Below are 16,892 nucleotides of genomic sequence, written 5' to 3' on the forward strand. Positions count from 1 at the left end.
ACCAATTTTCCTGTTCGCTAGTCTGCGCCCATCTCGCGCAGAAGTTTCCAATTTATTGCATCTAAAAGAGCGTCAAAGGACGCATCAACTATGTTCGGGGACACGCCCACAGTGGACCAGCGCCGCCCCTGCCCGTCTTCGCTGTCGATGATCACGCGGGTGACGGCCTCGGTGCCGCCCTGGGTGATCCGCACTTTGAAATCCACCAGGTGCATGTCGCGAATGACGTCCGAATAGCGCCCCAAATCCTTGGCCAAGGCGCGCGACAGCGCATTGACCGGCCCGCGATCCGAGCCGTTTTCATCCATGGATTCAGACACCGAAAGTTTCTTCTCGCCATCTACTTTCAGCACCACGACGGCCTCGGACAGGCTGACCATCTTGTTGTACTTGTTCTTGCGCCGCTCGACCGTGACCTTATAGCGCTTCACCTCGAAAAACTCGGGCAGCTGGCCCAGCTCGGTCCGCGCCAGCAGCTCGAAACTGGCCTGCGCGCTGTCATAGGTATAGCCCTCGGCCTCGCGCGCCTTGATCACATCCAGAATGCGCGCCAGCGCCGGGTCTTTGGCCGCAACCTGCAGCCCTGCCTCGGCCAGACGTTTGCGCAGGTTGGACTGCCCCGCCTGGTTGGACATCGGAATGATGCGTTCATTGCCCACCACCGCCGGGTCAATATGTTCATAGGTCGACGGATCCTTGAGGATCGCGCTGGCATGCAGCCCCGCCTTATGCGCAAAGGCGCTGGCCCCCACATAGGGCGCCTGGCGGAAGGGCACGCGGTTCAGGATATCGTCCAGCTTGCGGCTGGCCTTCAGCAGCCCCGTCAGCGCCTCATGGCTGATGCGGGTGTCATAGGCGCTGGCATAGGGTTCCTTCAGCAGCAGCGTCGGGATCAGCGTGGTCAGGTTGGCATTGCCGCAACGCTCGCCCAACCCGTTCAGCGTGCCCTGCACCTGCCGCGCGCCCGCATCAATCGCGGCCAAGGACCCAGCCACCGCGTTTTCAGTGTCGTTATGCGTATGAATGCCCAGATGGTCGCCCGGAATCCCCGCCGCGATCACCGCCTTGGTGATGTCGTGGATTTCTTGCGGCATGGTCCCGCCATTGGTGTCACACAGCACCACCCAGCGCGCACCCGCGTCATAAGCGGCCTTCACCGCCTCGATCGCATAGGCGGGGTTGGCCTTGTAGCCATCAAAGAAATGCTCGGCATCAAACAGCGCCTCACGCCCCTGTGCGACCAGATATTCGACCGAGCGCGCGATGTTGTCCGTGTTCTCGGCCAGGGTGATCCCCAGTGCGGTTTCCACGTGGAAATCATGGGTTTTTCCAACCAGACAGACCGCCGGCGTGCCTGCATTCATCACCGCCGCCAGCACGTCGTCATTTTCCGCCGAGCGCCCGGCCCGCTTGGTCATCCCAAAGGCGGTGAACACGGCATCCATCTTGGGCTTGGTTTCGAAAAATTCGCTGTCCGTGGGGTTCGCGCCGGGCCAGCCGCCCTCGATGTAATCCACGCCCAGAGTGTCCAGAACCTGCGCGATCTCTTGCTTTTCAGCGGTCGAGAACTGCACCCCCTGCGTCTGCTGCCCATCGCGCAAAGTGGTGTCATAGATATAGAGCCGCTCGGTCATTTCAGGCCCTCCAGTTTCGAGGCGTCAAAACCATCACTCGGCGACAATTCCACACCGTCCTTGGACATCTTCACGTCCAATCCAGCCGCGACCAGATCGGTTTTCATAGCGTCCACAGCCGAGAAATCCTTGCTCTGCATCGCCGCATCCCGCAACGCCTGCAACTTGCTGGCCAAGGCGCCAATCACTGGATCATCCGCCTCATCCCCTGCGGCCTCAGGTCCAGCAAACCCCTCGACAAGCCCAGCCGGATCAAAGCCCAACAAAGACAATGCCCCCCGCAGCTTCGCCGCTTCTTTGCTCTTCAAATACTTGTTCACTAAGGTCAAAGCCAGCGATGTGTTCAAATCGTTCGCCAAAGCGTCGACAAACTCGCTTGGCACCTCAGCGGGCCCGTCCTCGGCCAGAATCTGCGCGATCCGGCGCAAAACCTTTTCCGCCTCTAGCCGTTTCTTTTCGGTCCAGTCCATGGGCTTGCGATAATGGGTGGACAAGAACACATAGCGGATCACTTCGCCCTGCACGCCCTGATCCAGCAGATCGCGCACGGTGAAGAAATTGCCCAGGCTCTTGGACATCTTCTTGCCCTCGACCTGCAGCATTTCATTATGCATCCAGACATTGGCAAAGCCACCCTCGGGGTGGGCACAGCAGCTTTGGGCCATTTCGTTTTCGTGGTGCGGGAACATCAGGTCGTTGCCGCCACCGTGGATGTCGAAACTGGCGCCCAGCAGCTCATAGGACATGGCCGAGCATTCGATATGCCAGCCAGGACGCCCCCGCCCCCAAGGGCTGTCCCAGCCCGGAAGATCATCGGTCGAGGGCTTCCACAGCACGAAATCCATAGGGTCTTCTTTATAGGGCGCCACCTCGACCCGCGCGCCAGCGATCATGTCATCGACCGAGCGGCCAGACAGCGCACCATACTCCTTGTACTTGCGCACCCGGAACAGCGCGTGGCCGTCCTTGGCATAGGCGTAGCCATCCGCGATCAGTGTCTCGATCATCTGGATCATCTGCGGGATATATTGCGTAGCCCGAGGCATCTCGGTCGGGTCCATCGCCCCCACGGCCCGCATATCGTCCAGATACCATTGCGTGGTCTCGGCGGTGATCTCGCCAATCGAACGCCCGCTTTCGGCGGCCCGCGCGTTGATCTTGTCGTCCACGTCGGTGAAGTTGCGCACATAGGTCACGTGATCGGGGCCATAGACATGGCGCAGCAGCCGAAACAGCGTGTCGAACACGATCACGGGCCGCGCGTTGCCGATATGGGCGCGGTCATAGACCGTCGGCCCACAGACATACATCCGCACATTGTTGGGATCGATGGGGGTGAAAACCTCTTTGCGGCGGGTTTTCGAGTTGTGCAGCTTGATCGTCGTCATTCGTGTCCTCATGCGCGTGCAGACGCCACCACGGCTTTGCGGGCGGGCTTAGCAACTTCGACACTGATTTGGAATAGAAGAACGGCCCGCTGATGATGCTCAGCAGGTAATGCAGCAGATAATGCAGATGGTCCGTTTCATACCGCCTGTCTAGCGCAGCGGTGCGGGGCTGGCAACGGGGGATTTAGCGCGGGCCCAGCATCCACTGCCCCTCGGGCCAGAACGCATGAAAGGCAAAGGCGAACAACACGTCATGGGCCACATCACGCCCCTGCCCGTCCAGAACGCGAATTGATCCGACATCGCGCCCCTTGCCCACCGCGCTTGCCTCAAGCGCCGAGGCCTGGCCGGCGCTCCATTGCAGGGTCACGCCGGATTCTTGCAACTGGCCCAGTTTTGCCAGCCGCTCCAGCGGCCAGGCACGATCACCGACCCGGACAACCCGGGCCAACGGGGCGATCCCGTGGGGCGGATTTTCCCCGTTGTACAGAAAGGGCCGTTTGGACAGATCATAGGAGCGATAGGGGTTCGCGCCATACGGACGCGCATGGGCTGGCTGTTTCATGACAACCCCGTCGGGATGCGCCGTCAGGAATTGCTCCCACCCAACCATACGGGCCGGAAGGGTTTCCAGAACCACCCCGGTCAGATCGCCCACGATGCCCGTTCCGATGGCCTGCTGCCACCAGCTGTGGGTCTGACGATCATACATCACCATGTCCGAGTTGCGCAGCTTGCCGGACACGCCAAACTCCAATTCCTGCCCCTGCACGGTTCGGTCAAACACCATGGCCGAGTTGCACAAGGGGCAATAGGTCACCGCCACGGCCCGCCCATCGACGTGATCATTCACGATCTCATGCCACATCAGATAGCGCAGCGGATAGGCGCGGGCTGGGCCTTTGGCGGCCTCCAGCAAAATCACCGCCTCGGTCGGGGTAAAGCGGGTTTCCTCTGCCGCGGGTTTGAACTCGGGCCCCGTGAGCGCAGGGATGCCATCCTTTCCCGGCCCGCCCGACATGATCTGGGTCCAGTTGGAAATACTGGTGCGCTCAAAATCAGTATTTGGCCATTCATATTTCCAAAACGCGGGATCGGCCTGCGCCGAGGTGGCCAGAGCCACCGCAACTGCGACAATCAGATGTTTCAACATGTCCAACGCCTCCCTCTTGGCAGCATGGGCAACAATGCCCGGCTCTCAAAGCCAAACCTGTTCACATCTGCGTCACCCGCGCAGATTGAAAGCCCGTAGGAGAAGAGCATAAAATGTGATAGAATTTGCCCTCGATCGTTTAAAGAGGACTGATTTATGAAAAAACTAATGGCGAAACTTTGCGTCGCGACTGTGGCCGTTGCTTTGGCAACTCCGGTACTTGCCTCTGACCTGAAAAAATTGCGCAAGGAAAGCGAGTTCCGCGCGATTGTCGTTGGCCACAAATACTATGATGACAAAGGCAACTGGCACATCGTGAACGCCGATGGCACGCTGAAGGGTAAATACAACAAACAAAAGCTGGTCGGCGCCTGGAACTGGCAAGGGAAATACTATTGCCGCAATATCGTTCTGGGGAAGAAAAAACTGGGGACGGATTGCCAGGTCGTTTATGCCAGCGACACGCAAACCCAGTATCACCGGAAAAAAGGCAAGGGCGACAAAGGCGGAATTCACACGCGCAAGTAACCCTGCAACTATGAAAAAGGCCCATAGACATCTCTGGGCCTTTTCGTATTTCAAGCGGCGATCAGATCACTCGGTCACGGTGACCTTGCTCATCACGTCGGGCTGGCCGACCACTGCGCCGTTGCGGCCTTTGCCGCGTTTGATCTGGTCGACGATCTCCATGCCCTCGGTCACCTGGCCAATCACGGTGTACTGACCGTTCAGGAAATGGCCCGGGGCGAACATGATGAAGAATTGCGAGTTGGCCGAGTCCGGGTCCGCCGCGCGTGCCATGCCCACGACACCACGATCAAACGGAGTGTCGGTGAATTCAGCCTTGAGGTTCGGACGATCCGAGCCGCCCATCCCCGCCCGGCGCATATCCGCGCCCAGCTTACCGAATTTCACGTCACCCGTCTGGGCCATGAAGCCTTCGATCACGCGGTGAAACACCACGCCATCATAGGCGCCTTCGGCAGCCAGGGCCGTGATCTGTTCCACATGGCCCGGGGCCAGATCCTCGAACAAATCGATGACAATTGCGCCATTTGCGCCCTCGCCTTCGACCTGAATGCTGAGGCCCGTTGCCGCAGCCGGGCTGGCCATCAGGGCCAATGCAAAGGCCAGATTACGCATCAGCGGCCACTTTCACGCTGATCATACGATCCGGGGTCGCAGGGGGTTCGCCACGGGTGATGGCGTCTACGTGTTCCATGCCTTCGATGACCTGACCGTAAACGGTGTACTGACCGTTCAGGAAATCATTGTCCTTGAAGTTGATGAAGAACTGCGAGTTGGCCGAGTTCGGGTTCATCGAGCGGGCTGCGCCCAGGCTGCCACGTGCATGCGGCAGCTTCGAGAATTCCGCAGGCAGATCAGGCAGATCTGAGCCACCAGTGCCTGCGCGCGACAGGTTGAACCCGTCTTCCATATCGCCGTGCTGCACGTCACCGGTTTGCGCCATGAAACCGTCAATCACACGGTGAAACGCGACGTTGTCATACTGTCCCGAACGGGCCAGTTCTTTCATACGCTCGACATGTTTGGGCGCTACGTCGGGCAGCAACTCGATCACGACGGTGCCGTCTTTCAGCTCCATCAGAATGGTGTTCTCGGGGTCTTTGATGTCAGCCATCATGGGCTCCTTCATTTCTGCTGGACCTTTCCTAAGACGCAAGAACCGCTTTGCCAAGCCAGAGCTTGACGATAGGGCGGCTTCACGCCAAGAGAGAGCCAAATTTATTGCTGCGGAGAGACCACGATGGGTTGGAAGACATTGGATGACATGGAACTGGACGGCAAGCGCGTATTGGTGCGCGTGGATATCAACGTCCCGGTCAGTGACGGCGAAGTGACGGATGACACCCGCATCCAGCGCATCGTGCCCACTGTAAATGACATCCTGACCCAGGGCGGACGTCCCATCCTGGTGGCGCATTTTGGCCGTCCCAAGGGCAAGGTCGTTCTGGACATGTCGCTGCGCGTGACCCTGAAGGCGCTGGAAAATGCATTGGGGCGCAAGGTCGCCTTTGTGGAAACGCTGGAAGCTGCGGAAAACCCGACCGACGAGGTCAAGGACGCCGAAGTCACCCTGCTGGAAAACATTCGCTTCCATCCGGGCGAGGAAAAGAACGATACCGAGTTCGCCACCCGTCTGGCCAAACTGGGGGATGTCTATTGCAATGATGCGTTCTCGGCCGCGCACCGCGCCCATGCCTCGACCGAGGCGATCGCTCGTTTGTTGCCCGCCTGTGCCGGCCGCCTGATGCAAGCGGAACTGGAAGCGCTGGAAAGCGCGCTTGGCGACCCTGTCCGCCCTGTGGTGGCGGTCGTCGGTGGGGCCAAGGTGTCCACCAAGCTGGAGCTGCTGGGCAATCTGGTGTCCAAGGTGGATCATCTGGTGATCGGCGGCGGCATGGCCAACACGTTCCTGGCCGCCCAAGGCATTGATGTGGGCAAATCGCTGGCCGAACACGACATGACCGACACCGCCTCTGATATCCTGGGCAAGGCCAAGGACGTTGGATGTGACATCGTGCTGCCTTCGGATGTCGTGGTTGCCGAAGAATTCAAGGCCAACGCTGACAACTGCACCGTCGCCGCCGATGCCTGCCCCGAAAACAAAATGATTCTGGACGCGGGCCCTGCCAGCGTCGAGCGCATCAGCGGCGTTCTGGGCGGCGCCAAGACACTGATCTGGAATGGTCCGCTGGGCGCGTTTGAAATCGAACCCTTCGACACGGCCACCAACGCCGCCGCCAAACAGGCGGCTGAGCTCAGCAAAGCTGGCAGCCTGACCTCGGTCGCCGGTGGCGGCGACACTGTTGCCGCGCTGAACAAAGCCAACGCCGCAGCGGATTTCACCTATATCTCGACCGCTGGCGGGGCCTTCCTGGAATGGATGGAAGGCAAGGTTTTGCCCGGTGTTGCAGCACTCGAGGCGTCGGCGGCTTGAATTTGCCCATCCGCGCACCCGTTAGCGCGACCACAATTGCACCTCGGGGACGCCTGACATAGTGTCGCGGCGAACCCCCCGGGGGCGCTCCCTCGTATAGATACAAAGATTTACACGGAAACGACCATGGCCAACGAACAGCAAACCAAACAGATCACCAGCGGCGACGGTTTTATTGCCGCCCTGGACCAAAGCGGCGGGTCCACCCCCAAAGCGCTGAAACTGTACGGTGTCGAGGAAGACGCCTATAGCAACGACGAAGAGATGTTCGGCCTGATCCACGAAATGCGCGCGCGCATCGTGAACTCGCCTGCCTTCACTGGCAAACAGATCATCGGTGCCATCCTGTTCGAACGCACCATGGACAGCGATATCGGCGGCAAGCCCTCGGCCACCTACCTGTGGGAAGAGCGCCACGTTGTTCCCTTCCTGAAGGTCGACAAGGGTCTGGCCGACGAAGACGACGGCGTGTGCGTGATGAAAGACATGCCCGATCTGGACGCGCTGCTGGAAAAAGCCGTGGCCAAGGGCATTTTCGGCACCAAGATGCGCTCGGTCATCAACGCGGCCAGCACCTCGGGCATCGCCAAGGTGGTTGATCAGCAATTCGCCATCGGCAAACAGATCCTGGGCCACGGCCTGGTTCCGATTATCGAACCCGAGGTGACCATCACCATCACCGACAAGGCCGAAGCCGAAGCCATCCTGCTGGCCGAGATCAAAAAACAGCTGGATGCCCTGCCCGATGACCAGCAGGTCATGCTGAAACTGACCCTGCCCGAGGCCGAAAACACCTATCAGCCGCTGGTCGACCACCCCCGCGTGATGCGTGTTGTCGCCCTGTCGGGTGGCTATTCGCGCGTCGAGGCCAACGACCGCCTGTCGAAAAACACTGGCATTATCGCCAGCTTCTCGCGGGCGCTGACCGAAGGCCTGTCGGCGAAACAGGCGGACTCGGAATTTGACGAGACCCTGGCCGGCACCGTGGACGACATCTATAAAGCGTCGGTCGCGGGCTAAGCCTGACTTGACAGTTTTTCGAAAGGGCGGTTCCGTTTGGGGCCGCCCTTTTTGATTGAGGTTTCCATGATCCGCACCGCAACGCCCGCAGATGCCCCAGCCATTGCCGCGATCTATAACCACGCGGTGCTGCACACGACGGCGATCTGGAATGACATCACCGTGGATGCTGAAAATCGCGTGCATTGGATGCAGGTCCGGCTGACAACTGGACTGCCGGTCTTTGTGTGGGATCAGGATGGGGTGCAGGGATATGCCTCTTATGGGCCGTGGCGCCCCCATGACGGGTACCGGCAAACGGTTGAACATTCCGTCTATGTCGCCCCGCAGGCCCAGGGCGCGGGCATTGGCCGCGCGCTGATGGAAGCGCTGATCGCCCGGGCCCGTGCTGATGGGCTGCATGTGATGGTTGCCGGGATCGACGCCCAGAATGCGGGCTCGATCGCGCTGCATGAACGGCTGGGCTTTTCGCAAACCGCGCTGATGCCGCAGGTCGGGCAGAAGTTCGGTCGCTGGCTGGATCTGGCCTTTATGCAGTTGGTGCTGGACCAGCGCGAGGCCCCCTAGATCCGCGCGATAATCCCGACACTGTCAATGCCCGAGACCGCCCCGGCCGTGGCCCCGCGCTGCCCGGCGACCCGCGTCGAGATATACCCGTCAGCCACCGCATTCGGCGCCGTTTCCAGCAGCATCACCGCCGCCAACAGCGTGGCCAGGTTTTCGGTGAACCAGCGCGCCTCGGCCTCGGGGGGAACCGTGGGCCAGCGGTCCAGATGCGCCGCCAGTGCTGCATCGAACCGCGCGTCCAGCCCCTGCACCCGCTGCAACCGCGCCATCAAGGCCTCGCCCGCCGCAGGCGCGCGCGCTAGCGTGCGCAGGATGTCCAGGCAGATCACGTTGCCCGATCCCTCCCAGATCGAGTTCAGCGGTGCCTCGCGGTACAGCATCGGCAGCGGCGTCTCCTCAATATAGCCCATGCCCCCCAGACACTCCATCGCCTCATAGATCACGCCCGGCGCGCGTTTGTTGGACAGGTATTTGGCCAAGGCCACGGCGATCCGGGCAAAGGCGCGATCCTCGTCTGACTGCCCATCAAACGCCTGCGCACAGCCCATGGCCAGCGCCAGAGCGGCCTCGTGATCCAGGGCCAGATCGGCCATCACGGATTGCATCAGCGGCTGATCAATCAAGCGGCGCTGAAAGGCGCTGCGCCCCTCAATCCACCACTTGGCCTCGGACAGCGCAGCGCGCATCAAACCCGCAGGCGCAATCGCCGTGTCCAGCCGCGTATGATGCACCATTTCAATGATCGTCTTAACGCCCTGCCCCTCCTCGCCCAGCCGGTGCGCCAAAGCATAGTCATATTCGATCTCGGACGAGGCATTGGCCCGATTGCCCAGCTTATCCTTCAGCCGCAGCAGATGCATCGCATTGCGCGTGCCGTCCTCCAGCCATCGGGGCACCACGAAACAGGTCAGCCCCCCCGGCGCCTGCGCCAGCGTCAGGAACCCATCGCACATGGGCGCCGAGCAAAACCACTTGTGCCCAATCAAGCGATAGTCATCCCCATCCCGCACGGCGCGCGTGGTATTGGCCCGCACATCCGAGCCCCCCTGTTTTTCCGTCATTGCCATCCCCATGGTGGCCCCGGATTTCTGCGAGACCGGGCGGATCGACGGGTCATAGCTGCGCGCGGTCAGCTTGGGTCTCCATTTCGCGGCCAGCACAGGGTCATTCAGCAAGGCCGGCACCGCCGCATAGGTCATGGTCAGGGGGCAGGACACCCCGGGTTCCAGCTGAGCCATAAAATAGGTCAGCGCGGCATGGGTGGCATGCCCACCTTGCGCGCCCTCCCACGGCAACGCGGCATACCCGCTTTCGACACCCAGCCTCAGGACATCATGATAGCCCGCGTTATAGCGCACCTCGTCCAGACGGCGCCCGTCCCGCCCATAGGGCACCAAGCGCGGCGGATCGCGGCGCGCTTCTTGAGCACTTTGCCGGATAAATTCGCTGCCGTAGGTCTGTCCAGCGACGGCCAACAGATCGGCATCGGCCCCTGCCAAAGCAGCCAGCTGACGCAGGGGCAGATCCTCGGCCCACAGATCCCGCGCCTCTCTGGGTTTTGGCTGATTGGCCACCTCGTGTGTGTTCAGCGCGTCATGGCCCGGAACTGTCATGCTGTCTCCCCCGAGAACTCTCCTCGTTCTGGGCGCCAGAGTGACCGCAGACCACGACCCGATCCACTGTTACGCGACGTCCGGCGCGGCGGATCCTGGGAACGTCTTCGCAGCACCAAAAAGTCTGCCCAAAAGACACATTTCAGGGATTCACAAAGCGAATCACTTATGGCATTGTACCCTCACCGCCCGTCAGAGGCGGAACCAGAGGCAGAAACGATGACACGTCGCAGGACCCCCGCTATTGGGGCTTGGATATTCTTCACATTGGCATTCGCCGCCGGGGCGTATTTCACCTTCGCCGCCGTGCAGGGCAGTTTTGGTGTATTTCGCCGCGCCGAGATTACAGCCGAAACGCAAACTCTGGAGGTAGAGCTGGCAGGTCTGACCGCCGAAGTCACCCGGATGGAGAACCTGACCAAGCGCTTGTCTGACGATTATCTGGACCTTGATCTTTTGGACGAACAGGCGCGCTCGATCCTTGGCATGTTGCGCGCAGACGAATTGGTTATTCGCTAACATTCGCCCCCTCACCCCTCTAAGCATATGATAAAAGGCGATTTCTTCGGAAATTCGCCCTTGCGTCAATTTGCGCTCGCACAAATTGATTTGATGCTGTATAAATTGGTTTAACGCTAAACTATTGCCAAAATCGGGAGGAGGACGCCGAATGGCCGCCAGAAAGACCCAAAGCAAGTCCAACGTATCTGCGGACGAGCTGAAACAATATTATCGTGACATGCTACTGATCCGTCGCTTTGAAGAAAAAGCCGGTCAGCTGTACGGCATGGGCCTGATCGGGGGCTTTTGCCACCTGTATATCGGTCAGGAAGCCGTGGTTGTGGGCCTGGAGGCCGCGACCGAAGAAGGCGACAAGCGCATCACCTCTTATCGTGACCACGGCCACATGTTGGCCTGCGGCATGGACCCCAACGGTGTGATGGCTGAACTTACCGGTCGCGAAGGCGGCTATTCCAAGGGTAAGGGCGGCTCGATGCACATGTTCAGCAAAGAGAAGCATTTCTACGGTGGCCACGGCATCGTGGGCGCGCAGGTGCCGCTGGGCGCCGGTCTGGCCTTTGCCGACAAATATAACGAGAACGGCCGCGTGACCTTTGCCTATTTCGGCGATGGTGCTGCCAACCAGGGCCAGGTCTACGAGACCTTCAACATGGCTGCCCTGTGGGACCTGCCCGTGATCTTTGTGATCGAGAACAACCAATACGCCATGGGCACCGCCCAGGCGCGCTCGACCTCGACCCCCGAACTGTATACCCGCGGCGAAGCCTTCGGCATCCCCGGTGAAGCCGTCGACGGCATGGACGTTCTGGCCGTGAAAGCCGCCAGCGAAAAAGCTGTCGCCCACTGCCGTTCGGGCAAAGGCCCCTATATCCTCGAGGTCAAAACCTACCGCTACCGCGGCCACTCGATGTCGGACCCGGCGAAATACCGGACCCGCGACGAAGTCCAGAAAATGCGCGAAGAGCGTGACGCCATCGAAAACGTGCGCGAGTTGCTGCTGAACGGCAAACACGCCACCGAAGACGACCTGAAAGCGATCGACAAAGAGATCAAGGAAATCGTCAACGCGTCCGCCGAATTCGCCAAAACCAGCCCCGAACCCGCGCTCGAAGAGCTGTGGACCGACATCTACGCCTAAGGAGACAGAGATATGGCTACCGAAATTCTTATGCCCGCCCTGTCCCCCACCATGGAGGAAGGCACCCTGGCCAAATGGTTGGTCAAGGAAGGCGACACCGTGCAATCCGGTGACATCATGGCCGAGATCGAAACCGACAAGGCCACCATGGAGTTCGAAGCGGTTGACGAAGGTATCGTCGGCAAGATCCTGATCGAGGACGGCACCGAGGGCGTGAAAGTGAACACCCCCATCGCGATCCTGATCGAAGAAGGCGAAAGCGCAGACGACATCCAGGTCTCGGACACCAGCACCGCCGTGCCGGCCGTTCTGGAGGGCGAAGAAGGCAAGCTGGCCTCGGCCCCTGCTGCCGTTGCAACGCCCGTGCCCACCGTCGATCTGGAACCCGACTGGCCCGAAGGCACCCCGATGAAACAGCAAACGGTCCGCGAAGCCTTGCGCGACGCCATGGCCGAAGAAATGACCGGCGACGAAAGCGTCTACCTGATGGGCGAAGAAGTCGCCGAATATCAGGGCGCTTACAAAGTGTCCCAAGGTCTGCTGGATCAGTTCGGATCCAAACGCGTCATCGACACCCCGATCACCGAGCATGGTTTCGCCGGGATCGCCGTGGGCTCGGCCTTTGCCGGTCTGCGCCCGATTGTCGAGTTCATGACCTTCAACTTCGCCATGCAGGCGATTGACCACATCATCAACTCGGCCGCAAAGACCCTGTACATGTCCGGTGGCCAGATGGGTTGCCCGATCGTGTTCCGTGGCCCGAACGGCGCGGCCGCCCGCGTGGGCGCTCAGCACAGCCAGGACTATGCGGCATGGTATGCTCAGATCCCTGGTCTGAAAGTGGTGATGCCCTACTCGGCCTCGGATGCCAAAGGTCTGCTGAAAACCGCCATCCGTGACCCCAACCCGGTCATCTTCCTGGAGAACGAAATCCTCTACGGTCGCAGCTTTGATGTGCCGGATATGGACGATTTCACCGTCCCGTTCGGCAAGGCCCGCATCTGGCGCGAAGGCACCGATGTGACGCTGGTCAGCTTCGGCATCGGCATGCAATACGCTCTGGAAGCCGCGGACAAACTGGCCGAAGACGGCATCAGCGCCGAAGTCATCGACCTGCGCACCCTGCGCCCGATCGACTATGACACCGTGCTGGCCTCGGTCATGAAAACCAACCGCTGCGTCACCATCGAGGAAGGCTTCCCCGTCGCCTCGATCGGCAACCACCTGTCGGCCACGATCATGGAACGCGCCTTCGACTATCTGGATGCGCCCGTGATCAACTGCACCGGCAAGGACGTGCCTATGCCCTACGCCGCAAACCTGGAACGCCACGCGCTGATCACCACCGACGAAGTGATCGCCGCCGTGAAGCAAGTCACTTACCGGTAAGGAGAATTTCTGATGCCTACCGAAATCCTGATGCCCGCCCTGTCCCCCACCATGGAGGAAGGCACGCTGGCAAAATGGCTGGTCAAAGAAGGCGACACCGTGCAATCGGGCGACCTTCTGGCCGAAATTGAAACCGACAAGGCGACGATGGAATTCGAAGCCGTGGACGAAGGCGTGATCGGCAAAATCCTGGTCGCCGATGGCTCCGAAGGGGTCAAGGTGAACACGCCCATCGCCGTCCTGTTGGAAGACGGTGAAAGCGCCGATGACATCGACACCAGCGCGCCCGCGGCTCCTGCCGCAGCGGCGGCCGAGGCGGCGCCTGCCGCCTCCGAGGGCGCCGCTCCCTCTGCGGCTGCCCCTGCCCCGGCGGCCCCGGCTGCCGCCGATGGTTCGCGCATTTTCGCCTCGCCCCTGGCGCGCCGCATCGCGGCCGACAAGGGCCTGGACCTGTCGCAAATCACGGGCTCGGGGCCGCGTGGCCGGATCGTCAAGGCGGATGTCGAAAACGCCACCGCCAAACCGGCGCCTGCCGCTGCTCCGGCGGCAGCCCCTGCTGCGGCCCCTGCAGCCGCTGCGGCGCCCACCGGCCCGTCGACCGACACCGTGCTGAAAATGTACGAAGGTCGCGAGTTCGAAGAAGTCAAGCTGGACGGCATGCGCAAGACCATCGCCTCGCGCCTGTCCGAAGCCAAACAGACCATCCCGCATTTCTATCTGCGCCGCGACATTCAGCTGGACGCCCTGCTGAAATTCCGCAGCCAGCTGAACAAACAGCTGGAAGGCCGTGGGGTCAAACTGTCGGTCAACGACTTCATCATCAAGGCCGTTGCCAACGCTCTGCAAGCGGTGCCCGAGTGTAACGCTGTCTGGGCCGGTGATCGTGTGCTGCAGCTGAAACCCTCGGACGTGGCGGTTGCCGTCGCGATCGAAGGCGGTCTGTTCACCCCGGTTCTGCAAGACGCGGATATGAAATCCTTGTCGGCCCTGTCGACCGAGATGAAAGATCTGGCCGGTCGTGCCCGTGATCGCAAACTGGCGCCGCATGAATACCAGGGCGGCACCTTTGCCATCTCGAACCTGGGCATGTTCGGCATCGACAATTTCGACGCCATCGTGAACCCGCCGCATTCGGGCATCCTGGCAGTTGGCTCGGGCGTGAAAAAGCCGGTTGTTGGCGCAGATGGCGAGCTGACCGTGGCCACTGTCATGTCCGTGACCATGTCCGTGGATCACCGCGTGATTGACGGCGCACTGGGTGCGAACCTGCTGCAAGCAATCGTGGACAACCTGGAAAACCCGATGACCATGCTGGCCTAAAGGGGTCTAATGACAAAAGAAAACGCCGGGGTTTTGCCCCGGCGTTTTTTGTTGTTTGCAGGGTTAGCCCATCTGATAGCCCGGTGTGGATTTCATCAGGGCGATCTCTTCCTCGGTCATCTCGGCCTCGACGCCCTCGAACAGAGGCGTGGTCAGATAACGCTCGCCCGTGTCCGGCAACATGGCCAGAATGGTCGAGCCCTCGGGCGCGGTTTCAGCAACCTTCAACGCGGTTGCGAAGGTCGCACCGCCGGAAATCCCGGTGAAAACACCCTCTTCACGCGCCAACGCCTGTGAGGCCGCGATGGCCTCGGGGCCAGGCACCGGCAGCAACTCGTCATAGCCGTTTTTGTCCAGCAATTCCTGCAAGACCAGCGGGATGAAATCGGGTGTCCAGCCTTGGATCGGGTGCGGCTGGAATGCCGGGTGGCTGGCGGCCGGTTCGCCATCCTCGGTGCGCTCCTGCGCCGTTCCGCTTTCGATCATGGCGGCGTTTGCGGGCTCGGTCAGGATGATCTTGGTGTCGGGGCTTTCGGCGCGCAGAACGCGGCTGACCCCAGTGATGGTGCCCCCCGTGCCAAATCCCGAGACATAGTAATCCAGCCCTTCCCCCTTGAAATCATTCATGATTTCGCGCGCGGTGGTGCGTTCGTGGATATCGGCGTTGGCTTCGGTTTCAAACTGGCGCGCAAAGAACCAGCCGTTCTTTTCGGCCAGTTCTTTGGCCTTTTGGTACATGCCGGTGCCTTTTTGCTCTTTCGGAGTCAGGATCACCTTGGCGCCCAGGAACCGCATCAGTTTGCGCCGCTCGACACTGAAGGTTTCGACCATCGTGATGACCAGCGGATAGCCCTTGGCCGCGCAGACCATGGCCAGGCCGATGCCAGTGTTACCGCTGGTTGCCTCGACCACAGTCTGACCGGGTTTCAGCGCGCCCGAGGCCTCGGCGGCCTCGATGATGCTGAGCGCCAGCCTGTCCTTGACCGAACCGCCGGGATTGAACGCCTCGGCCTTCACATAGAGATTCACATGGTCGGGGGCGAGCTTGTTAATACGGATGGCGGGCGTGTCGCCAATGGTGTCCAGCACCGAGCCATACAGCTGCCCGCGTCCTTCGGTCTGACGTGTCATTTCGCGTCTCCTGATACTGAAAATCGCGAATATGGTAGGCAGCGGACAAAATCACCACAATCAGAAGTTTTGGGACCCTGTTCCAATTATTCGCTTACTGTCGGAACAATCTGACGGAAACTCCGCCTCATATTCAGAAATGTAAAAAAACAGACCGCAACGCCGAGTTGAGCCTTGCGGTCTGATCGTTCAAATTCCAGAGAAATTAGCGCGTGCTGATCAGCTGATCCATGGTGACCGAGGGCGTCTCGCATCCTGCTTCGCCCACGACTTTGGCCGGCACGCCAGCGACCGTGGTTTTGGGCGGCACATCATGCAGCACGACCGAGCCCGCCGCCACGCGCGAGCAATGGCCGATCTTGATATTGCCCAGCACATGGGCGCCTGCCCCGATCAGAACGCCATCGCCGATCTTGGGGTGGCGATCCTCGTCCTCTTTCCCGGTGCCGCCCAGCGTGACCGAGTGCAGCAGGCTGACATTGTCGCCCACAACGGCGGTTTCCCCGATCACGATGGAATGGGCGTGGTCGATCATGATGCCCTTGCCGATTTTCGCGGCCGGGTGAATATCGACGCCAAAGGTTTCCGAGATGCGCATCTGGAAGAAATAGGCCATGTCATGGCGGCCCTGCCCCCACAACCAATGCGCCACGCGATACGCTTGCACGGCCTGAAAGCCCTTAAAGAACATCAGCGGCTGCACGAAACGATGGCAGGCGGGATCGCGCTCGTAGACGGCCACGATATCCGCGCGCGCCGACAGGGCCAGATCGGGATCGGCATTGTAGGCGCTGTCACAGATTTCGCGGAACAACTGTTCAGACATTTCGTTCGAAGCCAGCTTGAGCGAAATCCGATAAGCCAAGGCCTTTTCGATCGAGTTGTGATGCAGGATGCTGGAATGCAACAATCCACCCAGCAGGGGCTCGTCGGTGACGGCCTGCTCGGCTTCGGCGATGATCCGCGACCAAACGGGATCCAATTCGGTCAGATGTGCGCGTGTTTCAACCATGATTTGGCCCTCCGGTCCGATGGACTATAACAGATAGGGCCTC

The 16,892-nt window shown here is 60.6% G+C and carries 16 protein-coding genes; 8 read left to right on the forward strand and 8 right to left on the reverse strand.

Going from position 1 to position 16,892, the window contains the following annotated elements; genetic code table 11:
* Positions 1-17: 17 nt before the first annotated feature.
* The 3 genes from cimA to ACXADQ_RS16545 all read right to left on the reverse strand — a co-directional run bounded on the left by cimA (position 18) and on the right by ACXADQ_RS16545 (position 4,175).
* Positions 18-1,634, reverse strand: coding sequence for a citramalate synthase (gene cimA / locus ACXADQ_RS16535; RefSeq protein ID WP_475323383.1), 1,617 nt, complete (start codon positions 1,632-1,634; stop codon positions 18-20).
* Positions 1,631-3,022 (reverse strand): cysteine--tRNA ligase, encoded by a 1,392-nt coding sequence (gene cysS / locus ACXADQ_RS16540; protein WP_475323387.1) that lies wholly within the window; start codon positions 3,020-3,022, stop codon positions 1,631-1,633. Before cysS ends, cimA begins: the two co-directional genes overlap by 4 nt.
* A 184-nt stretch (positions 3,023-3,206) precedes the next feature.
* A complete protein-coding gene (locus tag ACXADQ_RS16545; protein WP_475323391.1) occupies positions 3,207-4,175 on the reverse strand; it encodes a DUF3179 domain-containing protein in 969 nt (322 codons plus the stop codon).
* Positions 4,176-4,331: 156 nt separating this feature from the next.
* Between ACXADQ_RS16545 and ACXADQ_RS16550 the strand changes: the two genes are divergently transcribed.
* Positions 4,332-4,703, forward strand: a complete 372-nt coding sequence (locus ACXADQ_RS16550; RefSeq protein ID WP_475323395.1) for a hypothetical protein — start codon at positions 4,332-4,334, stop codon at positions 4,701-4,703.
* Between the two features lie 66 nt (positions 4,704-4,769).
* Here the strand turns inward: ACXADQ_RS16550 and ACXADQ_RS16555 are convergent, their stop codons facing one another.
* Positions 4,770-5,318, reverse strand: coding sequence for a peptidylprolyl isomerase (locus tag ACXADQ_RS16555; protein ID WP_475323396.1), 549 nt, complete (start codon positions 5,316-5,318; stop codon positions 4,770-4,772).
* Complete coding sequence (locus ACXADQ_RS16560) at positions 5,311-5,817, reverse strand: peptidylprolyl isomerase (protein ID WP_475323399.1); 507 nt, start codon at positions 5,815-5,817, stop codon at positions 5,311-5,313. Before ACXADQ_RS16560 ends, ACXADQ_RS16555 begins: the two co-directional genes overlap by 8 nt.
* Before the next feature lie 126 nt (positions 5,818-5,943).
* On the opposite strand from ACXADQ_RS16560, the gene ACXADQ_RS16565 reads away from it, so the two are divergent.
* The 3 genes from ACXADQ_RS16565 (at position 5,944) to ACXADQ_RS16575 (ending at position 8,724) form a co-directional block, all read left to right on the forward strand.
* Positions 5,944-7,137 (forward strand): phosphoglycerate kinase, encoded by a 1,194-nt coding sequence (locus tag ACXADQ_RS16565; protein ID WP_475323403.1) that lies wholly within the window; start codon positions 5,944-5,946, stop codon positions 7,135-7,137.
* A 126-nt stretch (positions 7,138-7,263) separates the two neighbouring features.
* Complete coding sequence (locus tag ACXADQ_RS16570; RefSeq protein ID WP_475323407.1) at positions 7,264-8,157, forward strand: fructose bisphosphate aldolase; 894 nt, start codon at positions 7,264-7,266, stop codon at positions 8,155-8,157.
* 66 nt (positions 8,158-8,223) lie between these two features.
* The gene (locus tag ACXADQ_RS16575) at positions 8,224-8,724 is read left to right on the forward strand and encodes an N-acetyltransferase family protein (RefSeq protein ID WP_475323411.1); all 501 of its coding nucleotides are present in this window, start codon (positions 8,224-8,226) and stop codon (positions 8,722-8,724) included.
* Here ACXADQ_RS16575 and ACXADQ_RS16580 read toward each other — a convergent pair.
* Positions 8,721-10,337: an acyl-CoA dehydrogenase family protein gene (locus tag ACXADQ_RS16580; RefSeq protein ID WP_475323415.1), complete on the reverse strand. Its 1,617-nt coding sequence runs from the start codon at positions 10,335-10,337 to the stop codon at positions 8,721-8,723. The two genes, ACXADQ_RS16575 and ACXADQ_RS16580, sit on opposite strands and share 4 nt — an antisense overlap.
* A gap of 219 nt (positions 10,338-10,556) precedes the next feature.
* Here ACXADQ_RS16580 and ACXADQ_RS16585 point away from each other — a divergent pair, with 219 nt between their 5' ends.
* From ACXADQ_RS16585 to ACXADQ_RS16600, 4 genes are all read left to right on the forward strand, one after another.
* Complete coding sequence (locus tag ACXADQ_RS16585) at positions 10,557-10,856, forward strand: FtsB family cell division protein (protein WP_475323419.1); 300 nt, start codon at positions 10,557-10,559, stop codon at positions 10,854-10,856.
* A gap of 151 nt (positions 10,857-11,007) precedes the next feature.
* Positions 11,008-11,997 carry a pyruvate dehydrogenase (acetyl-transferring) E1 component subunit alpha gene (gene pdhA / locus ACXADQ_RS16590; RefSeq protein WP_475323422.1) on the forward strand — a complete coding sequence of 330 codons (990 nt, stop codon included), beginning with the start codon at positions 11,008-11,010 and terminating at the stop codon, positions 11,995-11,997.
* Positions 11,998-12,009: 12 nt separating this feature from the next.
* Positions 12,010-13,386 carry a pyruvate dehydrogenase complex E1 component subunit beta gene (locus ACXADQ_RS16595; protein ID WP_475323426.1) on the forward strand — a complete coding sequence of 459 codons (1,377 nt, stop codon included), beginning with the start codon at positions 12,010-12,012 and terminating at the stop codon, positions 13,384-13,386.
* 12 nt (positions 13,387-13,398) lie between these two features.
* The gene (locus ACXADQ_RS16600; protein WP_475323429.1) at positions 13,399-14,706 is read left to right on the forward strand and encodes a pyruvate dehydrogenase complex dihydrolipoamide acetyltransferase; all 1,308 of its coding nucleotides are present in this window, start codon (positions 13,399-13,401) and stop codon (positions 14,704-14,706) included.
* 63 nt (positions 14,707-14,769) lie between these two features.
* Here the strand turns inward: ACXADQ_RS16600 and cysK are convergent, their stop codons facing one another.
* Together cysK and cysE are read right to left on the reverse strand one after the other, a co-directional pair.
* Positions 14,770-15,837 (reverse strand): cysteine synthase A, encoded by a 1,068-nt coding sequence (cysK, locus tag ACXADQ_RS16605; protein ID WP_475323432.1) that lies wholly within the window; start codon positions 15,835-15,837, stop codon positions 14,770-14,772.
* A gap of 205 nt (positions 15,838-16,042) precedes the next feature.
* Positions 16,043-16,849 (reverse strand): serine O-acetyltransferase, encoded by an 807-nt coding sequence (gene cysE, locus ACXADQ_RS16610; protein ID WP_475323435.1) that lies wholly within the window; start codon positions 16,847-16,849, stop codon positions 16,043-16,045.
* Positions 16,850-16,892 lie beyond the last annotated feature (43 nt).

The sequence above is a fragment of the Thalassovita sp. ABM4_323 genome (assembly GCF_056158665.1).